At 64.6% G+C, this 21,660-nt stretch carries 21 protein-coding genes; 13 read left to right on the forward strand and 8 right to left on the reverse strand.

From position 1 onward, the window contains the following. Window positions 1–74: 74 nt before the first annotated feature. Complete coding sequence (gene fabG, locus ASG25_RS02595) at window positions 75–812, reverse strand: 3-oxoacyl-[acyl-carrier-protein] reductase (RefSeq protein ID WP_062471959.1); 738 nt, start codon at window positions 810–812, stop codon at window positions 75–77. A 78-nt stretch (window positions 813–890) separates the two neighbouring features. Next, window positions 891–1,832 (reverse strand): ACP S-malonyltransferase, encoded by a 942-nt coding sequence (gene fabD, locus ASG25_RS02600; RefSeq protein ID WP_062468859.1) that lies wholly within the window; start codon window positions 1,830–1,832, stop codon window positions 891–893. Between the two features lie 241 nt (window positions 1,833–2,073). Between fabD and ASG25_RS02605 the strand changes: the two genes are divergently transcribed. The 5 genes from ASG25_RS02605 to rplI all read left to right on the forward strand — a co-directional run bounded on the left by ASG25_RS02605 (window position 2,074) and on the right by rplI (window position 5,868). Next, window positions 2,074–3,117: an aldo/keto reductase gene (locus ASG25_RS02605; protein WP_062468862.1), complete on the forward strand. Its 1,044-nt coding sequence runs from the start codon at window positions 2,074–2,076 to the stop codon at window positions 3,115–3,117. Between the two features lie 301 nt (window positions 3,118–3,418). Continuing rightward, window positions 3,419–3,859: a 30S ribosomal protein S6 gene (rpsF, locus tag ASG25_RS02610; protein ID WP_062468864.1), complete on the forward strand. Its 441-nt coding sequence runs from the start codon at window positions 3,419–3,421 to the stop codon at window positions 3,857–3,859. Between the two features lie 21 nt (window positions 3,860–3,880). Next, window positions 3,881–4,129 carry a 30S ribosomal protein S18 gene (rpsR, locus tag ASG25_RS02615; RefSeq protein ID WP_062468866.1) on the forward strand — a complete coding sequence of 83 codons (249 nt, stop codon included), beginning with the start codon at window positions 3,881–3,883 and terminating at the stop codon, window positions 4,127–4,129. A 156-nt stretch (window positions 4,130–4,285) separates the two neighbouring features. After that, window positions 4,286–5,257, forward strand: a complete 972-nt coding sequence (locus ASG25_RS02620; protein ID WP_062468869.1) for a hypothetical protein — start codon at window positions 4,286–4,288, stop codon at window positions 5,255–5,257. A gap of 35 nt (window positions 5,258–5,292) precedes the next feature. Further along, complete coding sequence (gene rplI, locus ASG25_RS02625; RefSeq protein WP_062468872.1) at window positions 5,293–5,868, forward strand: 50S ribosomal protein L9; 576 nt, start codon at window positions 5,293–5,295, stop codon at window positions 5,866–5,868. Window positions 5,869–6,083: 215 nt separating this feature from the next. Here rplI and ASG25_RS02630 read toward each other — a convergent pair whose 3' ends face one another. From ASG25_RS02630 to ASG25_RS02640, 3 genes are all read right to left on the reverse strand, one after another. Further along, window positions 6,084–7,151, reverse strand: a complete 1,068-nt coding sequence (locus ASG25_RS02630) for an HlyD family secretion protein (protein ID WP_062468875.1) — start codon at window positions 7,149–7,151, stop codon at window positions 6,084–6,086. A gap of 85 nt (window positions 7,152–7,236) precedes the next feature. After that, a complete protein-coding gene (locus ASG25_RS02635; protein ID WP_082475691.1) occupies window positions 7,237–8,772 on the reverse strand; it encodes an MFS transporter in 1,536 nt (511 codons plus the stop codon). A 137-nt stretch (window positions 8,773–8,909) separates the two neighbouring features. Next, window positions 8,910–9,359, reverse strand: coding sequence for a MarR family transcriptional regulator (locus tag ASG25_RS02640; protein WP_062468878.1), 450 nt, complete (start codon window positions 9,357–9,359; stop codon window positions 8,910–8,912). Between the two features lie 332 nt (window positions 9,360–9,691). Between ASG25_RS02640 and ASG25_RS02645 the strand changes: the two genes are divergently transcribed. The 6 genes from ASG25_RS02645 to ASG25_RS02670 all read left to right on the forward strand — a co-directional run bounded on the left by ASG25_RS02645 (window position 9,692) and on the right by ASG25_RS02670 (window position 17,147). Continuing rightward, complete coding sequence (locus ASG25_RS02645) at window positions 9,692–11,194, forward strand: replicative DNA helicase (protein WP_062468880.1); 1,503 nt, start codon at window positions 9,692–9,694, stop codon at window positions 11,192–11,194. Between the two features lie 100 nt (window positions 11,195–11,294). Next, window positions 11,295–12,440 (forward strand): alanine racemase, encoded by a 1,146-nt coding sequence (alr, locus tag ASG25_RS02650; RefSeq protein WP_062468883.1) that lies wholly within the window; start codon window positions 11,295–11,297, stop codon window positions 12,438–12,440. 80 nt (window positions 12,441–12,520) lie between these two features. Next, window positions 12,521–13,924 (forward strand): DNA repair protein RadA, encoded by a 1,404-nt coding sequence (radA, locus tag ASG25_RS02655; protein WP_062468886.1) that lies wholly within the window; start codon window positions 12,521–12,523, stop codon window positions 13,922–13,924. 196 nt (window positions 13,925–14,120) lie between these two features. After that, window positions 14,121–14,738 carry a CvpA family protein gene (locus tag ASG25_RS02660; protein ID WP_062468889.1) on the forward strand — a complete coding sequence of 206 codons (618 nt, stop codon included), beginning with the start codon at window positions 14,121–14,123 and terminating at the stop codon, window positions 14,736–14,738. Between the two features lie 204 nt (window positions 14,739–14,942). Beyond that, a complete protein-coding gene (gene purF / locus ASG25_RS02665; RefSeq protein WP_244475225.1) occupies window positions 14,943–16,397 on the forward strand; it encodes an amidophosphoribosyltransferase in 1,455 nt (484 codons plus the stop codon). Window positions 16,398–16,400: 3 nt separating this feature from the next. Then, the gene (locus tag ASG25_RS02670) at window positions 16,401–17,147 is read left to right on the forward strand and encodes an SDR family NAD(P)-dependent oxidoreductase (protein WP_062468894.1); all 747 of its coding nucleotides are present in this window, start codon (window positions 16,401–16,403) and stop codon (window positions 17,145–17,147) included. Between the two features lie 3 nt (window positions 17,148–17,150). Here the strand turns inward: ASG25_RS02670 and ASG25_RS02675 are convergent, their stop codons facing one another. Beyond that, window positions 17,151–17,780: a LysE/ArgO family amino acid transporter gene (locus tag ASG25_RS02675; protein WP_062468897.1), complete on the reverse strand. Its 630-nt coding sequence runs from the start codon at window positions 17,778–17,780 to the stop codon at window positions 17,151–17,153. A gap of 88 nt (window positions 17,781–17,868) precedes the next feature. Between ASG25_RS02675 and ASG25_RS02680 the strand changes: the two genes are divergently transcribed. Next, window positions 17,869–18,774 (forward strand): LysR family transcriptional regulator ArgP, encoded by a 906-nt coding sequence (locus tag ASG25_RS02680; protein WP_062468900.1) that lies wholly within the window; start codon window positions 17,869–17,871, stop codon window positions 18,772–18,774. Between the two features lie 50 nt (window positions 18,775–18,824). Here the strand turns inward: ASG25_RS02680 and pssA are convergent, their stop codons facing one another. Then, on the reverse strand, window positions 18,825–19,673 hold the full coding sequence (pssA, locus tag ASG25_RS02685; RefSeq protein WP_062468903.1) for a CDP-diacylglycerol--serine O-phosphatidyltransferase: 849 nt from the start codon (window positions 19,671–19,673) through the stop codon (window positions 18,825–18,827). Between the two features lie 163 nt (window positions 19,674–19,836). Further along, window positions 19,837–20,535, reverse strand: coding sequence for a phosphatidylserine decarboxylase (locus tag ASG25_RS02690; protein WP_062468905.1), 699 nt, complete (start codon window positions 20,533–20,535; stop codon window positions 19,837–19,839). A gap of 216 nt (window positions 20,536–20,751) precedes the next feature. Between ASG25_RS02690 and ASG25_RS02695 the strand changes: the two genes are divergently transcribed. Next, the gene (locus tag ASG25_RS02695) at window positions 20,752–21,609 is read left to right on the forward strand and encodes a glycosyltransferase family 8 protein (protein ID WP_062468908.1); all 858 of its coding nucleotides are present in this window, start codon (window positions 20,752–20,754) and stop codon (window positions 21,607–21,609) included. Window positions 21,610–21,660 lie beyond the last annotated feature (51 nt).

Below are 21,660 nucleotides of genomic sequence, written 5' to 3' on the forward strand. Positions count from 1 at the left end.
TGGGACGCCAATCCTTGCTCAACAAGCATTTACGGGCAATTTGGCCGCGCTGGATCGACCCTCCTGCACCCGACTCAGATCATCGCCATGCCGCCATTCACGTGAATGGTCTGGCCCGTGACATAGGCAGCCTCGTTGGAGGCAAGATAGGCCACGGCGCTCGCAACCTCGGCGCCCGTGCCCATGCGCTTCATCGGAATGGCGCCCATGATGGCGTCCTTCTGCTTGTCGTTGAGCTTGCCGGTCATGGCACTCTCGATGAAGCCCGGCGCGACGCAATTGACCGTGACGTTGCGGGTGGCAATTTCCTGGGCGAGCGACTTGGAGAAGCCGATCATGCCCGCCTTGGCGGCGCAGTAGTTCGCCTGGCCGGGATTGCCGGTAACGCCGACGATGGAGGTGATGTTGATGATACGGCCGTGACGGCGCCGCATCATCGGATGCGTCAGCTCGCGGGTCAGCCGGAACACGGCGGTCAGGTTGACCTCGAGCACCGCATCCCAGTCCGCGTCGCTCATGCGCACGAACAGGCCGTCCTTGGTGATACCGGCATTGTTGACGAGAATGTCGACACCGCCGAGTTCGCTCTCCGCCTTCTCGCCGAGCGCCTTGACCGCGTCGCGATCCGACAGGTTCGCCGGGAACAGATGCACACGCTCGCCGAGCCCGTTGGCGAGCTCTTCCAGCTTCTCGACCCGGGTGCCGTGCAGCCCGACGGTTGCGCCCTGGGCGTGCAGCATGCGGGCAATCTCTTCGCCGATGCCGCCGGAGGCGCCGGTTACCAGGGCTTTGCGGCCTGTCAGGTCGAGCATGATCATCTTCCTTTCTCGTCACGTCCGAAGGCGGCACGGTGGCCGGCTCTCAGGATCCAGTGCCTGCGATTGCAGGGGTTAGAGCACAGCCGCAAGGACAGCCTCGATATCGGCCGGCGCATTCACAGCAAGCCCGGTCACGGACTTGTCGATGCGGCGGGCGAGCCCGGTCAGCACCTTGCCGGAGCCGACCTCGTAAAGGGTCGTCACGCCATTGGCGCCGAACCATTCCACCGTTTCCCGCCAGCGCACCTGTCCGGTCACCTGCTCGACGAGGAGATCGACGATCGCATCGGCCGAGGTGACGGAGGTCGCGCGGACATTGGCCACCAGCGGCACGACCGGGTCGCGACGGGCGACGGTGGCCAGCGCCTCGCGCATCGCTTCGGCAGCCGGCGCCATCAGTGCGGAGTGGAACGGTGCCGAGACCGGCAGAATGATGGCGCGCTTGGCGCCCGTGTCGCTCGCCTGCTTGGCGGCCTTCTCAACCGCGTCCCTGTCGCCGGAAATGACGATCTGCCCGCCGCCATTGTCGTTGGCAATCTGGCACGGGCCGATTTCGGACATCTCGGCGCACAGGGCCTGCACGGCCTCATGATCGAGCCCGATGATTGCGGCCATCGCGCCCTGGCCGACCGGCACGGCAGCCTGCATGGCATTGCCGCGGATGCGCAGAAGCCGCGCGGTATCGGCGAGCGAGAAGGTGCCCGCAGCGCAGAGGGCCGAATATTCGCCGAGCGAGTGACCGGCGACGAAATCGATATGCTTTGCCAGATCGAGGCCGCGCGCCTCCAGAACACGGATCGCCGCCAGCGAGACGGCCATCAGCGCCGGCTGGGCATTCGCCGTCAGCGTCAGCCGATCTTCCGGTCCGCTCCACATGACGTCGGACAGCTTTTCCCCGAGCGCGTCGTCCACTTCGGCGAAAACGGCGGACGCTTCCGGAAAAGCTTCCGCCAGATCCCGACCCATGCCGACAGCCTGGCTGCCCTGCCCCGGAAACGTAAACGCGATCGCCATGAAGCATCTCCTCTATTTTGCTTCTCCATTCACATTACGGCTCGGGAAGTCAAGGAGCCAACGGAAATGGGGAGGCGGGAAACGGGGGCCTGCACGGCCTGCAGGATCCCGATCCGACGGGCCTCGAAGCGCTTGACCTCGGTCCCGTGCCGATTATGTTGCGTCGCAGCAGGGGCGCCAGCCTCTTTTCGCGGATCACGAAGGCCGGAACTTCGGTCTCGTCTGACAAGGTCAATCCTTCATGCAGTACAAACAGCTCGGCCGCACCGGCATCGAGGTCTCCACCATCTGCCTGGGGACCATGACCTGGGGATCGCAGAACACGCAGGACGAGGCTTTCGCCCAGCTCGATGCGTCCCTGGAAGCAGGCGTCAACTTCATCGATACGGCGGAACTGTATCCGACGACGCCCCTGTCGGAGGCGACCTATGGCGGGACCGAGCGGATCATCGGCGCCTGGATGACGGAGCGCGGCAACCGCGACCGGATCGTGCTGGCGACGAAGATTGCGGGCTCCGGACGCACCTATATCCGCGGCGGGGGACCGATGACCGCCGACGGCATCGTGACGGCGCTCGATGCAAGCCTCGCGCGGCTGAAGACGGATTATGTCGACCTCTACCAGCTGCACTGGCCGAACCGCGGCCATTATCACTTCCGCAACGCCTGGAGCTACGATCCGAGCAAGCAGGATACCGACAAGGTCGTCGAGGATCTCGGCGCGCTGCTCCATGCGCTGGACACACAGGTGAAGGCGGGCAAGATCCGCGCGATCGGCGTCTCCAACGATACCGTCTGGGGTACGCAGAAGCTGATCGACCTTGCCGAACGTCACGGCCTTCCACGCGTCGCATCGGTGCAGAACGAGTACAATCTTCTGTACCGGCCGCACGATCTCGACTTTGCCGAGCTGTCGCACCACGAGCAGGTCGGGCTTCTCGCCTATTCGCCGCTCGCAGCCGGGCTCCTTTCCGGCAAGTATATTGGCGGCTCGCGCCCGGACGGCAGCCGGCTGTCGATCAACGGCGATCTCGGCGGCCGCTTCACGCCGCATCAGGAACCGGCGGTCGAAGCCTATGTGGCGCTCGCCCGAGATCACGGCATCGACCCCTCGCAGCTCGCGCTCGCCTTCGTGCTGTCGCGCCCCTTCACCACGGCGGCCATCATCGGGGCGACGACGATGGAGCAGCTCGCGGTCAATCTTAGCGCCGCCGATCTCGTGCTCACGCCGGAACTGGTGAACGGCATCCGCCGGATCCATCGCCTCTACCCGATGCCGATCTGATCGATCCCCGGAACAGGGCAGAGCTCCCCGGGGGTGTTTCGTCCCCGGGCCTTGCAATCCCCGGGAATCCGCGTATAAGCCGCCGTGTTCGAAACACCCGGTCATCAGGCTGGTGGCTGAACGGAGGGCCGGCGCTCTTGTGGCGCCTGTCGGGATCCTGAAGGGATCCAGCCTCCCGTGTCTCCGCTCTCGACCGTCTCGAAACAACACTTTCTTGCCGACGCCTCGCGTCTTTAAGAACAGTCGTTGAGGCTTAGCGCCGTTGCCGGGTGACGTTAAACGCAAGAAAGGTAAGCCAATCATGGCTCTCTATGAACATGTGTTCCTGGCTCGCCAGGACGTGTCCGCACAGCAGGTCGAAGCCCTCGTTGAACAGTACAAGGGTGTGATCGAAGCCAATGGCGGCAAGGTCGGTCGTGTGGAAAACTGGGGCCTCAAGTCCCTCACCTACCGCATCGCCAAGAATCGCAAGGCGCATTACGTGCTCATGGACATCGATGCTCCGGCACCGGCCGTCCACGAAGTCGAGCGTCAGATGCGCATCAACGAAGACGTTCTTCGTTACATGACCATCGCTGTCGAAAAGCATGAGGACGGCCCGTCCGCCATGATGCAGAAGCGTGATCGCGACGACCGTCCGCGCCGTGACGGCGACCGTCCGGACCGTGGCTTCGGCGACCGTCCGCGCCGCGATGGCGACCGCGAGGATCGCCCGCGCCGTCCGCGCGAAGACCGCGCTTGAAGTTTGAAGGGATTATAGACAATGGCTGACATCTCCTCCGCTCCGGCTCGCCGCCCCTTCCATCGCCGCCGCAAGACCTGCCCCTTCTCGGGCGCAAACGCGCCGCGGATCGATTACAAGGACGTTCGTCTCCTGCAGCGTTACATTTCCGAGCGCGGCAAGATCGTACCGTCGCGCATCACCGCCGTTTCCCAGAAGAAGCAGCGCGAACTGGCCCAGGCCATCAAGCGCGCCCGCTTCCTCGGCCTCCTGCCCTACGTTCTGTCGTAAGCCAGGCTTTCATTGACGAAGGCGGCCGGTTTTCAATCGGCCGCCTTCTCCCTTCCGCGATGGGCCCGGATCGGAACCATCGCTTGCGAGCGATCAAACCCATGTTGGGGACGGCTTCGACCCTCCTCTAACTGCCGACGAGCAGGACAGCGACACGTGACAGCCATCAACAGGACATCGTTGCTGACCGGCATTCTGGCCGGCGTGACCGCGGCGTTCCTGTCGTTCGGCGCCACCACGCCCTCTTCTCTCGCCATCGTTCTTTATGCCGCCTCGGCACTGCCGATCCTGATCGCCGGGCTCGGCTGGGGCAACGGGGCCGCCATCGTCGCCGTCGTCGTTGCGGGATTTCTCGCGGCCGTTGCCGTGTCTCCCTATTTCGCGCTGCTGATTCTCGTCGTCACGCTCATTCCCGCAGCCTGGCTGTCGCATCTGGCAAACCTGGCGCGTCCGGCAAGCGAGATCGGTGGCCCTGAGGATGCCCTGGCCTGGTATCCGCTGTCCGACATCCTGACGCATCTCGCGGGCCTCGTGACCGCCGGCATGCTGATCATCGGCGTGGTGCTCGGCTACAGCGCCGAAACCGCTGCCGGCATGGTCGACATCGTCATCGAAGCGCTGAAGACCCAGGAGCCAACCTACAATCCGGATCCCGCCGCTCTCGCACAGATCAAGGGCGTGTTCAGCGTGGCCCTGCCGATGGTCCAGGGCGCGCTCTGGGTGCTGATGCTGTTTGCGGCCTATTACGCGGCGACGCGGATCGTCCAGATGTCCGGTCGCAGCCTGCGTCCGCGCGAGGACATCCCGTCGACACTGCGGATGCATCGCTTCGCCATCTTCGCCTTTCTCGGCGGGCTGGTGCTGACCTTTGCCGGCGGTGCGGCGGGCGCCGTCGGCGCGCTCGTGTGCGGCACGTTCGGCGCGGGCTTCCTGCTCTCCGGCTTTGCCGTCTTTCACTTTCGCACCCGCGGCAAATCCTGGCGGCTTCCGGTCCTCTGGATCGGCTACCTGGCCGTGCTGCTCTTCACACTGCCCGCCCTCTTCTTCCTCCTGTCGGGTCTCATGGATACACGCCGAGCCATCGCGCTGTCTCCGACCGGGAAACCGACGGGAAAGACGCCTCAATAACCACTCCAGACACAGACACCTGAAAGGACACTACCATGGACGTCATTCTTCTCGAACGCGTTGCCAAGCTCGGCCAGATGGGCGAAACCGTCAAGGTCAAGGACGGCTTTGCCCGGAACTACCTGCTGCCGCTCGGCAAGGCGCTGCGCGCCAACGCTGCCAACAAGGCCCGTTTCGAAAGCGAGCGCGCAACGCTCGAAGCCCGCAACCTCGAGCGCAAGTCGGAAGCCCAGACGGTTGCCGAACAGCTCGACGGCAAGAGCTTCAACGTCGTCCGCTCCGCCGGCGAAACCGGCCAGCTCTATGGTTCGGTCGCCGCGCGCGACGTTGCCGAAGTGCTTGCAGCCGAAGGCTTCAATGTCGGCCGTAACCAGGTCGACCTGAACAACCCGATCAAGTCCATCGGCCTGCACCAGGTGAAGATCCACCTGCATGCCGAAGTCGAGATCACGGTCACGATGAACGTTGCCCGTTCGGCCGACGAAGCCGAGCGCCAGGCCAAGGGTGAAAACCTCAACTCCGCCGACGCCATCTACGGCGTCGACGAAGATGCCCTGCGTCCGGAAGACTTCTTCAACCCGGAAGCCGAATTCGACAACGACGAAGAATAAGCCTTCGCGATCGAACAACAAAAAGCCCCGGAGCGTCAGACGCTCCGGGGCTTTTTTCGTATCGGTGCCTTGCGTGTCCTAAAGCGCGTTGCGAGAAAAGGATCACGCAGCGCGCCTACGTTCTTGTTGTGATGCATGTCGTTTCCCGAAACCGCGGCACACGTGTCGGCGACATGCATGAGGGCTCTCCCGTTTCGGCGGGGCTGCCGCAGACGTCACTCCGCGTCGGCGATCTTCGGATCGGGATCGAGCGACTTGTCGATGCGCACAACCACCGAGAGGCCGGGGGCAAGTCGTTCGGCCGCAGCCTGGCCGGGATCGATGGAGATCCGGACACCGACGCGCTGGGCGATCTTCGTGAAGTTCCCGGTGGCGTTGTCCGGGCGGATGACACTGAACTCGGAGCCGGTGGCCGGCGAAAAGCGCTGGACGTGGCCGGTCAGCGTCTGGTGCTCGAGCGCGTCGACGGTAAAGGTCACGGGCTGGCCGACCTTCATGCCGTCGAGCTGCGTTTCCTTGTAGTTGGCCACCACCCACAGTTCGCGCGGCACAACGGACATCAGCTGGGTTCCCGCCGTGACATACTGGCCAAGGCGGACGCCGACCTCCCCGAGATGGCCGTCGCGCGGCGCGCGGATCGCCGTGTTGGCAAGATCGATTTCCGCCAGCTCGACCGCGGCCTCCGCACCGGCGACGGCGGCCTGCAGCGAGCCGCGGTTGACGATGATGGTGGCGAGCGACTGGCGATTGACCTCGACGGCGGCTTCGGCCTGCGCCTCGGCGGCCTTGGCCTGCTCGAAGGTCGCCTGGGCCGCCTCGACCTCGCTGGTGGAGGCGACGCTGCGGGCGGCGAGCTGGTTCACGCGCTCGGCGGCAAGCTCCGCCCGGCGCAGAGCGGCCTTCGTGCCCAGCACCTGCGCCTCGCTGGAGGCGATGGTGGCCTTTGCGGAGGCTTCCTGCTGGCGGGAATTGTCGAGCGCCGCCTTCTGTCCGGCCAGCGTCGCACGCGCCTGCGCCAGCTTCTGCTGATAGATGCGTTCGTCGATGCGCACGAGCACATCGCCTTCCTTCACGGCCTGGTAGTCGCGCACCGGCACGGCCACGACATAACCCGCCACCTGCGGGCTCATGATGGTGACATAGCCTTTGACGTAGGCATTGTCCGTGGTTTCCACCGCTGTGACGAAGGGCGGCAGTCGCCAGGCATACAGCACGAGCAGAACGCCGACGACGCCGGCGATGAGGACGAGAAGGGTGACGGGGGAACGGGTGAGCTTGGACATGGAAAACTCTGCTTGAAAAGGGCTTGAACGACGAACGGCGAAACGCGAGCCGGGGAATGAAGGCGCGGGAACGGGGCCCGTCAAATCAGGCCGGGGCCACGGCCGCGTCGGGTGGTGCGACGAGCCGGCGCCAGATGAGATGGCCAACGAGGATCGCCAGGGAGATGGCGCAGCCGATGAAGATGACGAAGAAGGCATCGTTATAGGCGAGGACATAGGCTTCGCGGCTGACCTGCTGCGTGAGGAGCTGTAGTCCCTCGGTGTTCAGCAGCGTCTTGTCGATGATGACCTTGCCGTAGGATCCGGCGAGCTGCGCCACGCGGTTCGCGACGAGCGGATCCGACAGCATGATTTGCTCGGCAAGAAGGTTGGAATGGAATTTCTCGCGGATGGTCACGAAGCTGCCGAGCGCGGCGGAGGCCATCAGGCTGCCGAGGCTCTGGGTGAAGAGAAAGATGACGATGAAGTTGACGACGTAGATCGGACCCTTGGCAAGGGCCGCGCCAAACCCCGTCGTCATCACGGGCGGCAGGAACATGGCGGCGCCGGCCCCCACCAGGGCCTGGCTCAGGAACATCTGCTCCGGCCGCGTCAGATTGGTCGACTGGCTGTCGAGCCACGCACCGGCACCGATCAGGACCAGCGCGATGACATGGGCGAGATCGAGCTGCTTCTTCACCATGAGAAAGGTACAGAACAGCCCGCCCGCCACCGAGGCGGCGAGCACGATGGCATAGAGCGTCATCGTCTGGTCGTTCTGGAGGCCGATCTGCTGGTAGAAGCCGGATACGGTGGCCGTCTGCTCCGATGAGACCGTGCGAAACAGGATGAGGACACCGGCCATGTGGATGTTCGGCCAGGAAAAGATCCAGCGCAGATCGAGCATCGGCTGGGACCGGTTGATCTCGATGGCGACGAAGACCGAGAGCAGACCGACCGCGCAGGCCAGCAGCACGCCGAGCCACGGCGCCTCGAACCACCAGTAGAAGCGGCCGAGCGACAGGATGATCGCCAGACAGCCGAAACCGCCGGCCAGGATGAGATAGCTGAAGATGTCGAGCGTCTGGATGACCTTGGCGCGCGGTGGCGCGGTGACCGGCAGGAGGTAGATGAAGGGCAGTGCGATGAGCGCCAGCGCGACCTCGAACGTGTAGAGCGCTCTCCAGCCGCCATATTCCATCAGCGCCGGCGAAAGGATGCGGGCGAGCGGGGCCGACAGCAGCGTGTTCGTGACGGCAAGGCTCAGCCCCATGGAAAGCTTCTTCTCGGGCGGGAAAGCCTCGAGCATGTAGAGAATGCCGATGGTGGACAGCGGCGCGGCCGCAATGCCGTTGACGAAGCGGATGATCAGCGCGGAGTGCAGGTCCGACACGAACAGATTGGCAAAAGCGGCAAAGACGAAGCAGAGAATGCCGAGTTCCGCAAAGCGCCGGAGGCCGTATTGCGTGCGGATCTTGAACAGCGCCACGGACAGGCTGGCATAGGGTGCCATATAGGCGGCCGACAGCCAGGCAAGCTCGTTGACGGTGGCCGAGAAGGCGCCCTGCAGCTGGTAGAGATTGGCGTTCAGCAGGTTCATGCCGAGGCCCTGTGTCAGGAACATCAGCACGGAGGTGAACATGTAGAGCGAAGCGCGGCCGCGCGAGAGATGCACGGCCGGTTGCGGCGGGCTTGCCGGCCGGGTTTCCACCGGGGGCGTTTCCGGTGTCTCCGGCTCGGGTGTCGCACCGTCTTCGATCGAACGCGGAAAGCTGTTGGTCACGAGATGGTCTCCCGGCCGATCTGCATCATGTTGTCCGCCATCGTCGTCATGACCGAAAGCGCGGTTTCCTTGTCCTCAAAGCTGACACCGGCGAGAAGATCGGCACGAATGCCGCAGGCGATGATCTCGATCTCCTGCGCCAGTGCCCGGCCCTTCGGCGTCAGGTGGATCTGCTTGGCGCGCCGGTCGGACTTCTCCACCCGACGCTCGATGAAGCCCTGAGCCTCCATGCCATCGAGAAGCCGGACGATGGTCGGCGTTTCGATCGCGAGTTCCTCGGCAAGCTCGCGCTGGTTCTGTCCGTCGCGACGCGCCAGAGCGAAGAGCGCGCGCGCCCGGGACAATGTGAGCCCACGCTCCCGGACCCGCGCATCGAAGACGGCACGGAGCTTCCGGTTGACGGATTGCAGGGCGTCGAACAGGGATCGATTGGCAAGATCGCTCAACTGATACTCTTTCCATAATAGTAGTATGCTAACTATGTGTGGTCGAAGTAATGCAGTCTGATGGTCATTTCAAGCTTTCATATCGACGTCCGTGCGTTTCATGCGGCTGACGTTTCGCGTATCCTGCGCGAGCGATTCGCTGCCGTGACGATGCGCGCGGTCGGTCAAGCAGAGATGGCGCGGACGGGCCCGATTTCCACTGGACGCACCATGCGGCTGTGGACACCGGTGACACCCGGCCCCCGCACCCCGGCCTGTCACCGCGACGGGTTGACACCACGCCCCGGTCAGCCAATCACAGGACCGTTCCGCGAAGAAGACGAGAGAGAGCCATGAATGAAGCAGCGCGCAGAGTGGCGGCGATGAACCAGCAGCCCATGGAGCCCCAGTACCGGGAGGCACCGAGCAACATCGAGGCGGAGCAGGCCCTGCTGGGCGCGATTCTCGTCAACAACGATGCCTTCTATCGCGTCTCGGACTTCCTGAAGCCGGTTCACCTGCACGAGCCGCTGCACCGCAAGATCTACGAGGTCGCGGGCGACATCATCCGCATGGGCAAGACCGCCCATCCCGTGACGGTCAAGACATTCCTCGCGCCCGACCAGAAGGTCGGGGACATGACGATCTCGCAATATCTCGCGCAGCTTGCCGCCAATGCGGTGACCATCATCAATGCCGAGGACTATGGCCGGGCGATCTACGATCTGGCGCTGCGCCGCTCGCTGATCACCATCGGCGAGGACATGGTCAACATCGCCTTCGACGCACCGCTCGACATGCCGCCGCAGGGGCAGATCGAGGACGCCGAGCGGCGGCTGTTCGAACTGGCCGAAACCGGCCGCTATGACGGCGGCTTCCAGGCCTTCAACGATGCCGTGGCGCTGGCCATCGACATGGCCGGCCAGGCCTTCGAGCGCGACGGGCACCTCTCCGGCATCTCGACCGGCATTCACTCGCTCGACGGCAAGATGGGCGGTCTGCAGCGGTCCGACTTGATCGTGCTTGCCGGTCGCCCAGGGATGGGCAAGACCTCGCTCGCCACCAACATCGCCTACAACATTGCCGCCTCCTACGAGCCGGAGATCCAGGCGGATGGCTCCTACAAGGCCAAGAACGGCGGCGTCGTCGGGTTCTACTCGCTCGAAATGTCCTCCGAGCAGCTGGCAACGCGTATCATTTCCGAGCAGACAGAGGTCTCCTCCTCCAAGATCCGCCGCGGCGAGATCACCGAGCACGACTTCGAGAAGCTCGTCGCCTGCGCCCAGATGATGCAGAAGGTGCCGCTCTACATCGACCAGACCGGGGGTATCTCGATCGCCCAGCTGTCGGCACGCGCGCGCCGCCTCAAGCGCCAGCGGGGGCTCGACTGCCTTGTGGTGGACTATATCCAGCTGATGACGGGCGCCGGAAAATCCGGTGAGAGCCGCGTGCAGGAGATCACCCAGATCACCACCGGCCTCAAGGCGCTGGGCAAGGAGCTGAACGTTCCGATCATCGCGCTGTCGCAGCTGTCGCGTGCGGTGGAAAGCCGCGAAGACAAGCGTCCGCAGCTCTCCGACCTTCGTGAATCCGGCTCGATCGAGCAGGACGCCGACGTCGTGCTCTTCGTGTTCCGCGAAGAATATTACGTGAAGAACATGGAGCCCCGCGACGAGTTCGATCCGAAATATGAGGAGTGGAAGCAGACCTTCGAAAAGGTCAAGGGCACCGCCGACGTGATCATCGCCAAGCAGCGTCACGGGCCGACCGGAACGGTCAAGCTCGCGTTCCAGTCGGAATATACCCGCTTCACCGACCTCGCCGACCCCTCGTTCACGCAGTACGAGGAACATTGATCGCCTGAAGCCGCAGCGCTATGTTGGAGTGGCCGACACGCCCGGACGGCGTCGCTGTTTGCAAACAGGCTTGCTCATTCCGCATATTCCGAGGCTCCCCATGGACGACGTCTTTTCCGCAGCGGCGAACCGCCTGACCATCGACCTGCAGGCGCTGGCCGACAACTGGCGCCAGATGAAGGCCCGATCCGGACGTGCGCGCGCGGCCGCCGTTCTCAAGGCGGACGCCTACGGGGTGGGGATCGAGGCGGCGGCCGAGACGCTCTACCAGGCGGGCGCGCGCGATTTCTTCGTGGCGAATGCCGAGGAAGGCGTGAACCTGCGGCCGCTGGTGCCGGAAGGCCGCATTTATGTTCTCGCCGGCCTCTGGCCGGGCATCGAGCCGCTGTTCTTTGAAAACGGGCTGGTGCCGGTCATCAATTCCGAGGAGCAGCTTGCCTTCTTCATGGCCGCGCTCTCCGAGCACGGCGAGCACCCTTGCGTCCTGCATGTGGATACCGGCATGAACCGGCTCGGCCTGTCGCTCGACGAGGCGATGGCGCTGGCCTCCGATCCGGCACGCCCGGCAAGCTTTGCGCCGATGCTGGTGATGAGCCACCTCGCCTGCGCCGACGATCCCGCACACCCGCTGAACGGTCAGCAACTGGAGGCCTTCCGCACGGTTCGCACCGCCTTCGACGGCGTCGAGGCAAGCCTGGCCAATTCCGCAGGCATTCATCTCGGGCCGGACTATCACTTCGACCTCACCCGGCCCGGCATTGCCACCTATGGCGGCGAGGCCGTGAACGGCATGGCCAACCCGATGACGCCGGTCGTCACCGCGGAAGCCCGCATCATCCAGGTGCGTTCGATCGCCAAGGGTGGATCGGCAAGCTACGGTGCCACCGCGACCTTTGCCCGCGACAGCCGCATCGCCATTGCCTCGGTCGGCTATGCCGATGGCTATCACCGCTCGGTGTCGGGCAGCGGCGTGACGCTGCGGCAGGCGCAGCCTTCGGGCGCCCACGGCTTCCTGCACGGCCGCAAGGTGCCGCATGTCGGCCGCGTCACGATGGACCTCAGCCTGTTCGACGTGACGGACCTGCCCGAGACCAGCGTCCGGGCCGGCGATTACATCGAACTCTTCGGCCGCAACATTGCCCTCGACGACGTCGCACGGGCTGGCGGGACCATCGGCTACGAGCTGCTGACAAGCCTCGGTCATCGTTATGACCGCGCCTATATCGAGGCCGATACGGAAGTTTGAAACCGCATCTTGGAAAGCGGGCGCAGATAGCGTAAACGAGAACAAAACGAGAATACCTTACCGAAAGCGATCCCGTCTGCATGGCCAAGGCCAGAACCAATTTCATTTGCCAGAACTGCGGCACCGTCACATCCCGCTGGGTGGGAAAATGCGAAGGCTGCGGACAGTGGAACACCATTGTCGAGGAAGATCCGCTCGGCGGCATCGGCGGTGGGCCCGGAAAGACGCCGAAGAAGGGGCGGCCGGTCACACTGACCACCCTTTCGGGCGAGACGGAGGATGCACCCCGCATCACCACCGGCATCTCGGAGCTGGATCGCGCGACCGGCGGCGGCTTCGTGCGCGGCTCGGCCGTCCTCATCGGCGGCGATCCCGGCATCGGGAAATCCACGGTGCTGATGCAGGCTGCAGCCGCCCTGTCGCGCAACGGCCACCGCGTCATCTACGTCTCAGGCGAAGAGGCCGTGGCCCAGGTGCGTCTGCGGGCGCAGCGGCTCGGCGCCGCCGATACCGACGTGCTGCTGGCTGCGGAGACGAACGTCGAGGACATTCTGGCCACGGTGTCGGAGGGAAAGCGGCCGGATCTCTTCATTGTCGACTCCATCCAGACGCTGTGGAGCGACGTCGTCGATTCCGCGCCGGGCACCGTCACGCAGGTACGAACCGGCGTGCAGGCGATGATCCGCTTTGCCAAGCAGACCGGCGCAACCGTCGTTCTCGTCGGCCACGTGACCAAGGAAGGCCAGATTGCCGGGCCGCGCGTGGTGGAACACATGGTCGATGCCGTTCTCTACTTCGAGGGTGACCGCGGGCATCACTATCGCATCCTGCGCACCGTCAAGAACCGCTTCGGCCCGACGGACGAGATCGGCGTGTTCGAGATGTCGGACAAGGGCCTGCGGGAAGTGACCAATCCGTCCGAGCTGTTCCTCGGCGAGCGCAATGCGAAATCTCCGGGCGCCGCCGTTTTTGCCGGCATGGAAGGGACGCGCCCGGTGCTGGTGGAGGTCCAGGCGCTGGTGGCGCCGACCTCGCTGGGAACGCCGCGCCGGGCCGTGGTCGGCTGGGATTCGGCGCGCCTGTCGATGATCCTCGCCGTCCTGGAAGCGCATTGCGGCGTGCGCCTCGGGCAGCACGATGTCTATCTCAACGTGGCCGGCGGCTACCGCATCGCGGAGCCTGCGGCCGATCTTGCCGTGGCTTCCGCACTGGTTTCCTCGCTTGCCGGTCTTGCCCTTCCCACCGATTGCGTTTATTTCGGCGAAATCAGCCTGTCCGGGGCCATCCGGCCGGTTGCGCATACGTCCCAGCGCCTGAAGGAATCCGAGAAACTCGGCTTCTCGCAAGCTGTCCTGCCGTCCGCCTCCCCCGACCTGCCCAAGGGCTCCGGGATGGCGTGGAGCGAGATGGAAAGCCTGCCGGATCTGGTCGCGCGCATTGCCGGCTCCAAGGGCGCCCTGCGGCAGACGGACGAGGACGACTGACCCGAAGGCGGACACCGCCTTTCGGCAAAGCGTCTCTCGTCGAGCGATATCGGGGCAAAGCATATCGGGACACGGCCGCCGTTTCGGTATACATGCTCCCACCGGCCTCGCGAGAGACCGGCGACGGCGCCACGAGCGGTGACTGCAGATGCCCCGGTGCGGACCCCGCCTGGCGCTTGTACGGAGTAAGACGACCATGCCCATAACCATTCTCGACGGGATCGTGATCGGTGTCGCGCTGTTCTCGGCCGTCCTGGCCATGGTGCGCGGCTTCTCGCGCGAGGTGCTTTCGGTCGCCAGCTGGCTCGGCGCGGCGGCGGCGGCCTATTTCCTCTATCCCTATCTCAAGCCCTACGCGGCGCAGTACACGACGAGCGATGCCATCGCCACGGCCGGTTCGGCCGGCGTCATCTTCCTTGTCGCCCTGATCATCATTTCCTTCATCACGATGCGGATCGCCGATTTCATCATCGACAGCCGCATCGGCGCGCTCGATCGCACGCTCGGCTTCCTGTTCGGTGCGGCGCGCGGCATCCTGCTCATCGTCGTTGCGATGCTGTTCTTCAACTGGATCGTGAAGCCCGAGCAGCAGCCGACCTGGGTCATCCAGGCAAAATCGAAGCCGCTGCTCGACAATCTCGGAACCAAGCTGGTGGCGCTGCTGCCGGAGGATGTCGGCACGACGGTGGTCAACCGCCTGACCGGCAAGCCGACACCCGAGGGCGAGCTGGACGGCACCACGCCGCCGAGCGAGCCGGTTCCCTCCGACGACGCGCCGGCCCTTCCGCCCGCCGCGCCAACGACCAACAACTGACGCAACAGCGCCAGACCTGCCAGCCCGCTTTGCGGGCTGTTGTCGTTTCATCGATCTTCCGCCGGTATGGCTGGTTGAAGCCGTGATGACGCGCTACGATATGCCAACCGCACCCGCCGAGACAAAGGTGATACCGCGATGACCTTGCCCCATTCTCCCGCATCTTCCGCCACAAGCCCGCGTGCCGTGGAGATCCACGACGAAATGGACGGCGATACGCTGCACGAAGAGTGCGGCGTGTTCGGCATCCTCGGACATGAAGACGCTGCCACGCTCACCGCGCTCGGACTGCACGCGCTCCAGCATCGTGGACAGGAAGCGGCCGGCATCGTCACCTTTGACGGCCGCCAGTTCTATACCGAAAAGCGCATGGGCCTCGTCGGCGATCACTACACGGACCCCGCGACGCTCGCCAAGCTTCCCGGCTTCAGCGGCATCGGCCACACGCGCTATTCGACCACCGGTGAAGTGGCGCTGCGCAACGTGCAGCCGCTTTTTGCCGAACTCGAGGTCGGCGGCATCGCCATCGCGCACAACGGCAACCTGACCAATGGGCTTACGCTGAGAAGGCAACTCATTGCGGACGGCGCCATCTGTCAGTCGACGTCGGATACGGAGGTCGTGCTGCACCTCATCGCGCGTTCCAAGCATGCCGGTTCCGGCGAGCGTTTCGTCGATGCGATCCGCCAGGTCGAGGGCGGCTACTCCATGCTCGCCATCACCCGCACCAAGCTGATGGCGGCGCGCGATCCCTACGGCATTCGCCCACTCGTCATGGGCGAACTCGACGGCAAGCCGATCTTTGCTTCGGAAACCTGCGCGCTCGACATCATCGGCGCGAAATTCGTCCGCGATGTCGAGAACGGCGAAGTGGTGATCTGCGAGATCCAGCCCGACGGATCGATCAGCATCGAGTCGCGCAAGGCGGAGACACCGATGCCGGAGCGGCTGTGCCTCTTCGAATATGTCTATTTCGCCCGCCCGGATTCAGTCGTCGGCGGTCGCAACGTCTATGTCGCGCGCAAGAACATGGGCATCAACCTTGCCAAGGAAGCGCCGTGCGCGGCCGATGTCGTCGTGCCTGTTCCAGACGGCGGCACCCCGGCGGCGATCGGCTTTGCCCAGGCGAGCGGCATCCCGTTCGAACTCGGCATCATCCGCAACCATTATGTCGGGCGCACCTTCATCGAGCCGACGCAGCAGATCCGCGCGTTCGGCGTGAAGCTGAAGCACTCGGCCAACCGCGCCATGATCGAGGGCAAGCGCGTCGTCCTGATCGACGATTCCATCGTGCGCGGGACGACGTCGCTGAAGATCGTCCAGATGATCCGCGAGGCCGGTGCGCTCGAGGTGCACATCCGCGTCGCCAGCCCGATGATCTACCATCCCGATTTCTACGGCATCGATACGCCGGACGCCGACAAGCTGCTGGCCAACCAGCATGCGGACCTGGCCTCGATGTGCGCCTTCATCGGTGCGGATTCGCTGGAGTTTCTGTCGATCGATGGGCTCTACCGAGCCGTCGGGGGCGAGCCGCGCGATCCGAAGGCGCCGCAGTTCACCGATCACTATTTCACCGGCGACTATCCCACGCGTCTTCTCGACCGCGAAGCGACCAGCAATGTGCGCAAGCTGTCCGTCATGGCGAGCAACGGTTGAAACATGAATGCCATTGATCTGAAGGGGCGCATCGCGCTCGTCACCGGCGCCTCGCGGGGAATCGGCTATTTCACCGCACTTGAACTGGCACGGGCCGGCGCGCAGGTTATCGCCTGCGCCCGCACCGTTGGCGGACTCGAAGACCTGGACGATGCCGTCAAGGCGGCCGGCGGGCTTCCCGTGACGCTGGTGCCGTTCGACCTTGCCGATATGGACGCGATCGACCGGCTGGGCGCCGCAATCCACGAGCGCTGGGGCCGGCTCGATATCCTCGTTGCCAATGCCGGCATTCTCGGCACGATTTCGCCGATCGGCCATTTCGAAGCCAAGGTGTTCGAGAAGGTGATGACGATCAACGTCACTGCGACCTGGCGGCTGATCCGCACGGTGGAGCCGCTGCTGGTGCGCTCGGACGCCGGCCGCGCACTGATCATTTCCTCGTCGGCTGCGCACAAATGCAAGCCGTTCTGGGGCGCGTATTCCGCGTCCAAGGCGGCCGTCGAGGCACTGGCGCGGACCTGGGCCGGGGAAACCCAGCGTTTGCCGTTGCGGATCCTCTCGGTCGATCCCGGCGGCACCCGCACGGCCATGCGGGCGCTGGCCATGCCGGGCGAGGATCCGGAAACCGTGCCGCATCCCTCGGAGGTCGCGCGAACCCTGCTGACCCTCGTCGGACCGGACCAGACGCAGACCGGAAAGCTGTTCCAGGTTCGCGAGAACCGGCTCGTCGATTATCGTCTGCCGGATTAGCCTCTACAGCCCGATCACCAGTCGGGCACCGATCGCGACCATCACCACGCCGATGATCGCCTCCAGGACACGCCAGGCGGCCGGCTTCTCGAACAGCGGCCGCAGCCATCGGGCGCCATAGCCGAGCGAGAAGAAGAACAGGACCGAGGCGCACATCGCGCCTGCGGCAAAGGCCGCCTGGGCGCCCGGAAACCGGGTGGAGATGGTCCCGAGCAGCACGACGGTGTCGAGATAGACGTGCGGATTGAGCCAGGTCAGCGCGAGGCAGGTCGCCAGCGTGACGCCGAGGCCGCGACCTGTCTGTCCCGATATGTCGAGCGCGCTCGAAGCCCGGAGAGCCGACCACAGGCTCCGTGCACCGTAGACGAACAGGAACGCCGCGCCGCCATAGCGCATGATCGGATCGATCCCGGGAAGGATCTGCGCGATCTGCCGGAAACTCGTCACCCCCAAAGCGATCAGCGCCGCATCGGACACGGCGCAGGCGAGACAGACGGCAAAGACATGCTCGTTGCGCAGGCCCTGCCGCAGAACGAAGGCATTCTGCGCGCCGATGGCGACGATCAGCGTCAGCCCCATCGCAAGGCCGGTCGTGAACGCCGTGGAGGCCGTCTCATCGAGAAAAGCGAGCATTCCTGTCCTCCTGTTGCGGATATCTCGATAGCGCCTCAGTCGGATTTAGCCTACTTAATGATGCTTACCGTGATGAAGGAGCGCTAACGTGCTGGATTATGCCTCCCTGCGCGCTGTTGCCGCCGTGGTTCAGACGGGCAGCTTCGAAAAGGCAGCGCGACGGCTGCATGTTACGCCGTCCGCCGTGTCACAGCGCGTCAAGGCGCTGGAGGAACGCCTCGGCACAGCCCTCGTCGTCCGGAGCACGCCCTGCACGGCGACGGAGAAGGGCGCTTGGCTCTGCCGGCATATGGAGACGGTGGGCATGCTGGAGAGCGAGTTGCTGACGCACCTGCCGGCGCTGGTCGACCCGCTTTCGCCGGACGATCGCGTAACCCTCCCGATCGCGACCAATGCCGACAGCCTCGCCACATGGTTCCTTGGGGCGATCTCGACCTTTTCCAAAGGGTCGCGCCATCTTCTCAACATCGCGGTGGATGACCAGGATCATACGGCCGACTGGCTTCAGCAAGGTCGCGTCATTGCCGCCGTGACATCGCTGGAAAAACCCGTTTCCGGCTGCCGCAGAACGCCGCTCGGCGCCTTGCGCTACCGGGCCACGGCCAGTCCCGACTTTGTGGAACGATATCTTGCCGATGGCATGACGCTCGCTGCCTTTTCACAGGCGCCGTCGCTGACGTTCAACCAGAAGGACCGGCTTCAAAGCCGATGGCTCCGGGACACGCTCGGCGCGGAGCCTGCGTGTCCCACCCACTGGCTGCCGTCGACGCAGGGCTTCGTCGAGGCGAGCCTGGCTGGAATGGGGTGGGGCATGAACCCGGAAATGCTGGTGGAGGCGCATCTGGCGAACGGGCGGCTGGTCGAGCTGGTGCCCGATACGCCGCTGGACGTGCTCCTCTTCTGGCAGATCAACCGGCTCGCAGCCGACCAGCTGACGGCCCTGACGCGGGCCGTCGTCGACGTGGCGCACAAGGCGCTCCGGCCGCCTGCCTGAGCGCGCCAACGCCGTCATCCACAGACGCCGATCGAGCGCGCGACCGGGATCTAGTGTCCGGGCAGGCCGTCGTCGCGCATGCCTTCCGGATGCTCCGGCCATTTGCTGCCGTACTTCCGCTTCCAGGCGCGGGCGCCGAAAGGCAGCGACGCGAGGTAGACGATGGCGGTGATTACCATGGTTTCCCATGTGTAGCTCATCAGGGTCGCGACATAGATGACGACGGCCAGGATGACCGGGAGGACGAGATCGCGGCGGACGCGATTCTCAGATTTGCCGGACCAGACCGGCAGGCGGCTGACGAGCAGAAAGGCGATGAGCAGTGTATAGGCCGAAAAGATCAGGCCCATGGTGCGGCTCGGCTCGACGCCGAGCAGGCCAAGATAGACCGGAAGGAGAACGAGCATGGCCCCGGCCGGCGCAGGCACGCCGACAAAATATTCCGACTGCCACTTCGCCTTGATGTCGCGTTCCGCCATGACGTTGAAGCGCGCCAGTCGGAGACCCGCGGCGATGACATAGATGAGGGCGGCGATCCAGCCGATCGACTTGGCTTCATCCAGCACGAACGCGAAGAGAACCAGCGCCGGTGCGACGCCGAAATTGACGATGTCGGCGAGCGAATCCATCTGGACGCCGAATTTCGACGTCGCCTTGAGCAGGCGGGCAATGCGGCCGTCGACCCCGTCGAGAAACGCGGCCACGAGAACCATGGCGACGGCGAGTTCGAACCGTCCCTCGAAGGCGAGCCGCACGCCCGTCAAGCCGGCGCAGATCGCAAGCACCGTGATCAGGTTGGGAACGAGGAGCCGCAAGGGGATCTCCCGCAGCCGCGGACCCCGCGCCTCGTCGTCATGGGGCCCATTCGGTTCGTACGGGGGAAACGGCGTCGTATCCATGGCGCTTGGTCCTTGGGGCACAGGCGGGACGATGCGTCCCTGCGGGGGTCTCTAGATCTCGATATAGCGCTGCGCCGGACAGGTTCCAGCGCAGCCGCTCCGCGTTGCAATCACCTCGGCCCGGTCACGACCATGCCGGTACTGGCATCTGGTGACGGGCGCATCAATCGCGGCGGCCGAGGGTCGGGCCCTTCTCGGAGCCGAACTCCGCCAGCACCGTCTCGCCGGCGATCGCAAGCTGCCCAAGGCTCACGCGCGGTTCGGCGCCTGCCGGCAGAAACACGTCGAGGCGCGAACCGAAGCGGATCAGGCCAAAACGCTGGCCGGCCTGCAGCTGCTCGCCCTGCGACGCCCAGCAGATGATGCGGCGGGCCACCAGCCCCGCGATCTGCACGGTGCCGATCGCGCCATGGGCCGTCTCGATGACCAGACCATTGCGCTCGTTCTCGCTGCTGGCCTTGTCGAGTTCGGCATTGACGAACTGTCCGGCGCGGTAGGCGATGCGGGTGATGGTGCCGCGCATGGGCGCGCGGTTCACATGGCAATTGAAGACGTTCATGAAGACGGAGATGCGCAGCATCGGCTCGAAGCCGAGGCCGAGCTCTTCCGGCGGCACGATGTAGGCGACCGACGAGACGCGACCGTCGGCAGGGCTGATGACGAGATCGTCATCGACCGGCGTCACGCGTTCGGGGTCGCGGAAGAAATAGGCGCACCAGGCCGTGAGGAGAAAGCCGATCCAGAGCAGCGGCTCCCACAGGAAACCGAGAAGGAGTGAGACGACGAAGAACACGGCAATGAACGGGTAGCCGGCTTTATTGATCGGCACCAGCGTGTTGCGAACGGACGTGATCAGGCTCATGAGGGCAGCGTCTCCATTAAACTCCGACCCTGCACCTATAGGGAATCGTCCCGGGCGGCAACAAGGGCGGCTTGCAGGAGGATATGGGATGCGGCGCGCAAAACGCGAGGGCCAAGCGGCCCAAAACGCACGCCGCCGGGCAAACAGCCGTTGCTGCCATTGACCTCGCATGAGCGATATTTATAACAGGTTGTTCTTAAATGTAAGAGGACGGGCATGCTGGCATGTTGCATTGACCGGAACTATGCCGAGCTTGCGGCTGTCATGCTGCGGTCTGCGCATCTCAATGGCAATATTCCCGATGTGGAATTCTGTATTCTGGGCGACGGCCTCAGGACGCGGGACAAGGACCGGATTCAGCAGTCCGTCGGGCGCCCCATCACCTTCATCGACATCGACGAAGCGATGCTGCGCGACATTCGATACCTGAGGACGACGAACGCCTGGAGCCGCGCGACGTATGCGAGACTGCTCCTGCCGGACTATGTCGGCGAGCGGCATTCGCGCATCGTCTATCTCGACGCCGACACGCTGGTGCTCAGGGATATGTCGCATCTTTTCACGGTGCCGCTCGGCGATCATCTCATTGCCGGAGTGCAGGCACGAGGCCAAACCTCTCTTCGGGACATGAACAGACGCCTCGTGCGGAGCGATGAAGAGTTCTACTTCAACGCAGGCGTTCTGGTCATCGACGCCGTGGCCTGGAGAAACGAGAAGGCGAGCGACAGGTGCTTTGCGCTTTTGCACTCGGGGCAGTTTTCGTTTCTTGACCAGGATGTCCTCAACCTGCTCGTCAGCGGGCGCGCCTTGCAGCTTGGCTGGCAGTGGAACGCGCAAATGGAGGACGACTATGCGGGTGCGGTGATCGTGCACTTCATCCATGCCAAACCGAACTCCGAAGAATGCCGCCATCCGCAGCAACGTGCATACCTTGCGTTGCGTGCGGATACGGCCTGGGCGAACGCGCCTTTGCGCTCGAAACGCCAGCGACACTGGAAGCGCATCGGCCATTCGATCCGGAAAAGGTGGCTAGCTGTCCGACGCCGCTTCGAAGCGGCCCGGTCCCTGCCCTGAGCGACGCCCGGGCGGGGGTATGTCCCCAACCGGACGCCCCGCCGGTCAGCC

The sequence above is a fragment of the Rhizobium sp. Leaf384 genome (genome assembly GCF_001424065.1).
Taxonomy (GTDB): Bacteria; Pseudomonadota; Alphaproteobacteria; order Rhizobiales; family Rhizobiaceae; genus Ferranicluibacter.

Coding starts and splice junctions, on each gene's coding strand:
- rplI (WP_062468872.1), top strand. CDS start 5,293: ATGGACGTCATTCTTCTCGAACGCGTTGCCAAGCTCGGCCAGATGGGC.
- ASG25_RS02660 (WP_062468889.1), top strand. CDS start 14,121: ATGCCCATAACCATTCTCGACGGGATCGTGATCGGTGTCGCGCTGTTC.
- ASG25_RS02635 (WP_082475691.1), bottom strand. CDS start 8,772: ATGTTCACCTCCGTGCTGATGTTCCTGACACAGGGCCTCGGCATGAAC.
- ASG25_RS02630 (WP_062468875.1), bottom strand. CDS start 7,151: ATGTCCAAGCTCACCCGTTCCCCCGTCACCCTTCTCGTCCTCATCGCC.
- ASG25_RS02670 (WP_062468894.1), top strand. CDS start 16,401: ATGAATGCCATTGATCTGAAGGGGCGCATCGCGCTCGTCACCGGCGCC.
- rpsF (WP_062468864.1), top strand. CDS start 3,419: ATGGCTCTCTATGAACATGTGTTCCTGGCTCGCCAGGACGTGTCCGCA.
- fabG (WP_062471959.1), bottom strand. CDS start 812: ATGCTCGACCTGACAGGCCGCAAAGCCCTGGTAACCGGCGCCTCCGGC.
- pssA (WP_062468903.1), bottom strand. CDS start 19,673: ATGGATACGACGCCGTTTCCCCCGTACGAACCGAATGGGCCCCATGAC.
- alr (WP_062468883.1), top strand. CDS start 11,295: ATGGACGACGTCTTTTCCGCAGCGGCGAACCGCCTGACCATCGACCTG.
- ASG25_RS02675 (WP_062468897.1), bottom strand. CDS start 17,780: ATGCTCGCTTTTCTCGATGAGACGGCCTCCACGGCGTTCACGACCGGC.
- ASG25_RS02695 (WP_062468908.1), top strand. CDS start 20,752: ATGCTGGCATGTTGCATTGACCGGAACTATGCCGAGCTTGCGGCTGTC.
- ASG25_RS02645 (WP_062468880.1), top strand. CDS start 9,692: ATGAATGAAGCAGCGCGCAGAGTGGCGGCGATGAACCAGCAGCCCATG.
- fabD (WP_062468859.1), bottom strand. CDS start 1,832: ATGGCGATCGCGTTTACGTTTCCGGGGCAGGGCAGCCAGGCTGTCGGC.
- rpsR (WP_062468866.1), top strand. CDS start 3,881: ATGGCTGACATCTCCTCCGCTCCGGCTCGCCGCCCCTTCCATCGCCGC.
- purF (WP_244475225.1), top strand. CDS start 14,943: ATGGACGGCGATACGCTGCACGAAGAGTGCGGCGTGTTCGGCATCCTC.
- radA (WP_062468886.1), top strand. CDS start 12,521: ATGGCCAAGGCCAGAACCAATTTCATTTGCCAGAACTGCGGCACCGTC.
- ASG25_RS02690 (WP_062468905.1), bottom strand. CDS start 20,535: ATGAGCCTGATCACGTCCGTTCGCAACACGCTGGTGCCGATCAATAAA.
- ASG25_RS02605 (WP_062468862.1), top strand. CDS start 2,074: ATGCAGTACAAACAGCTCGGCCGCACCGGCATCGAGGTCTCCACCATC.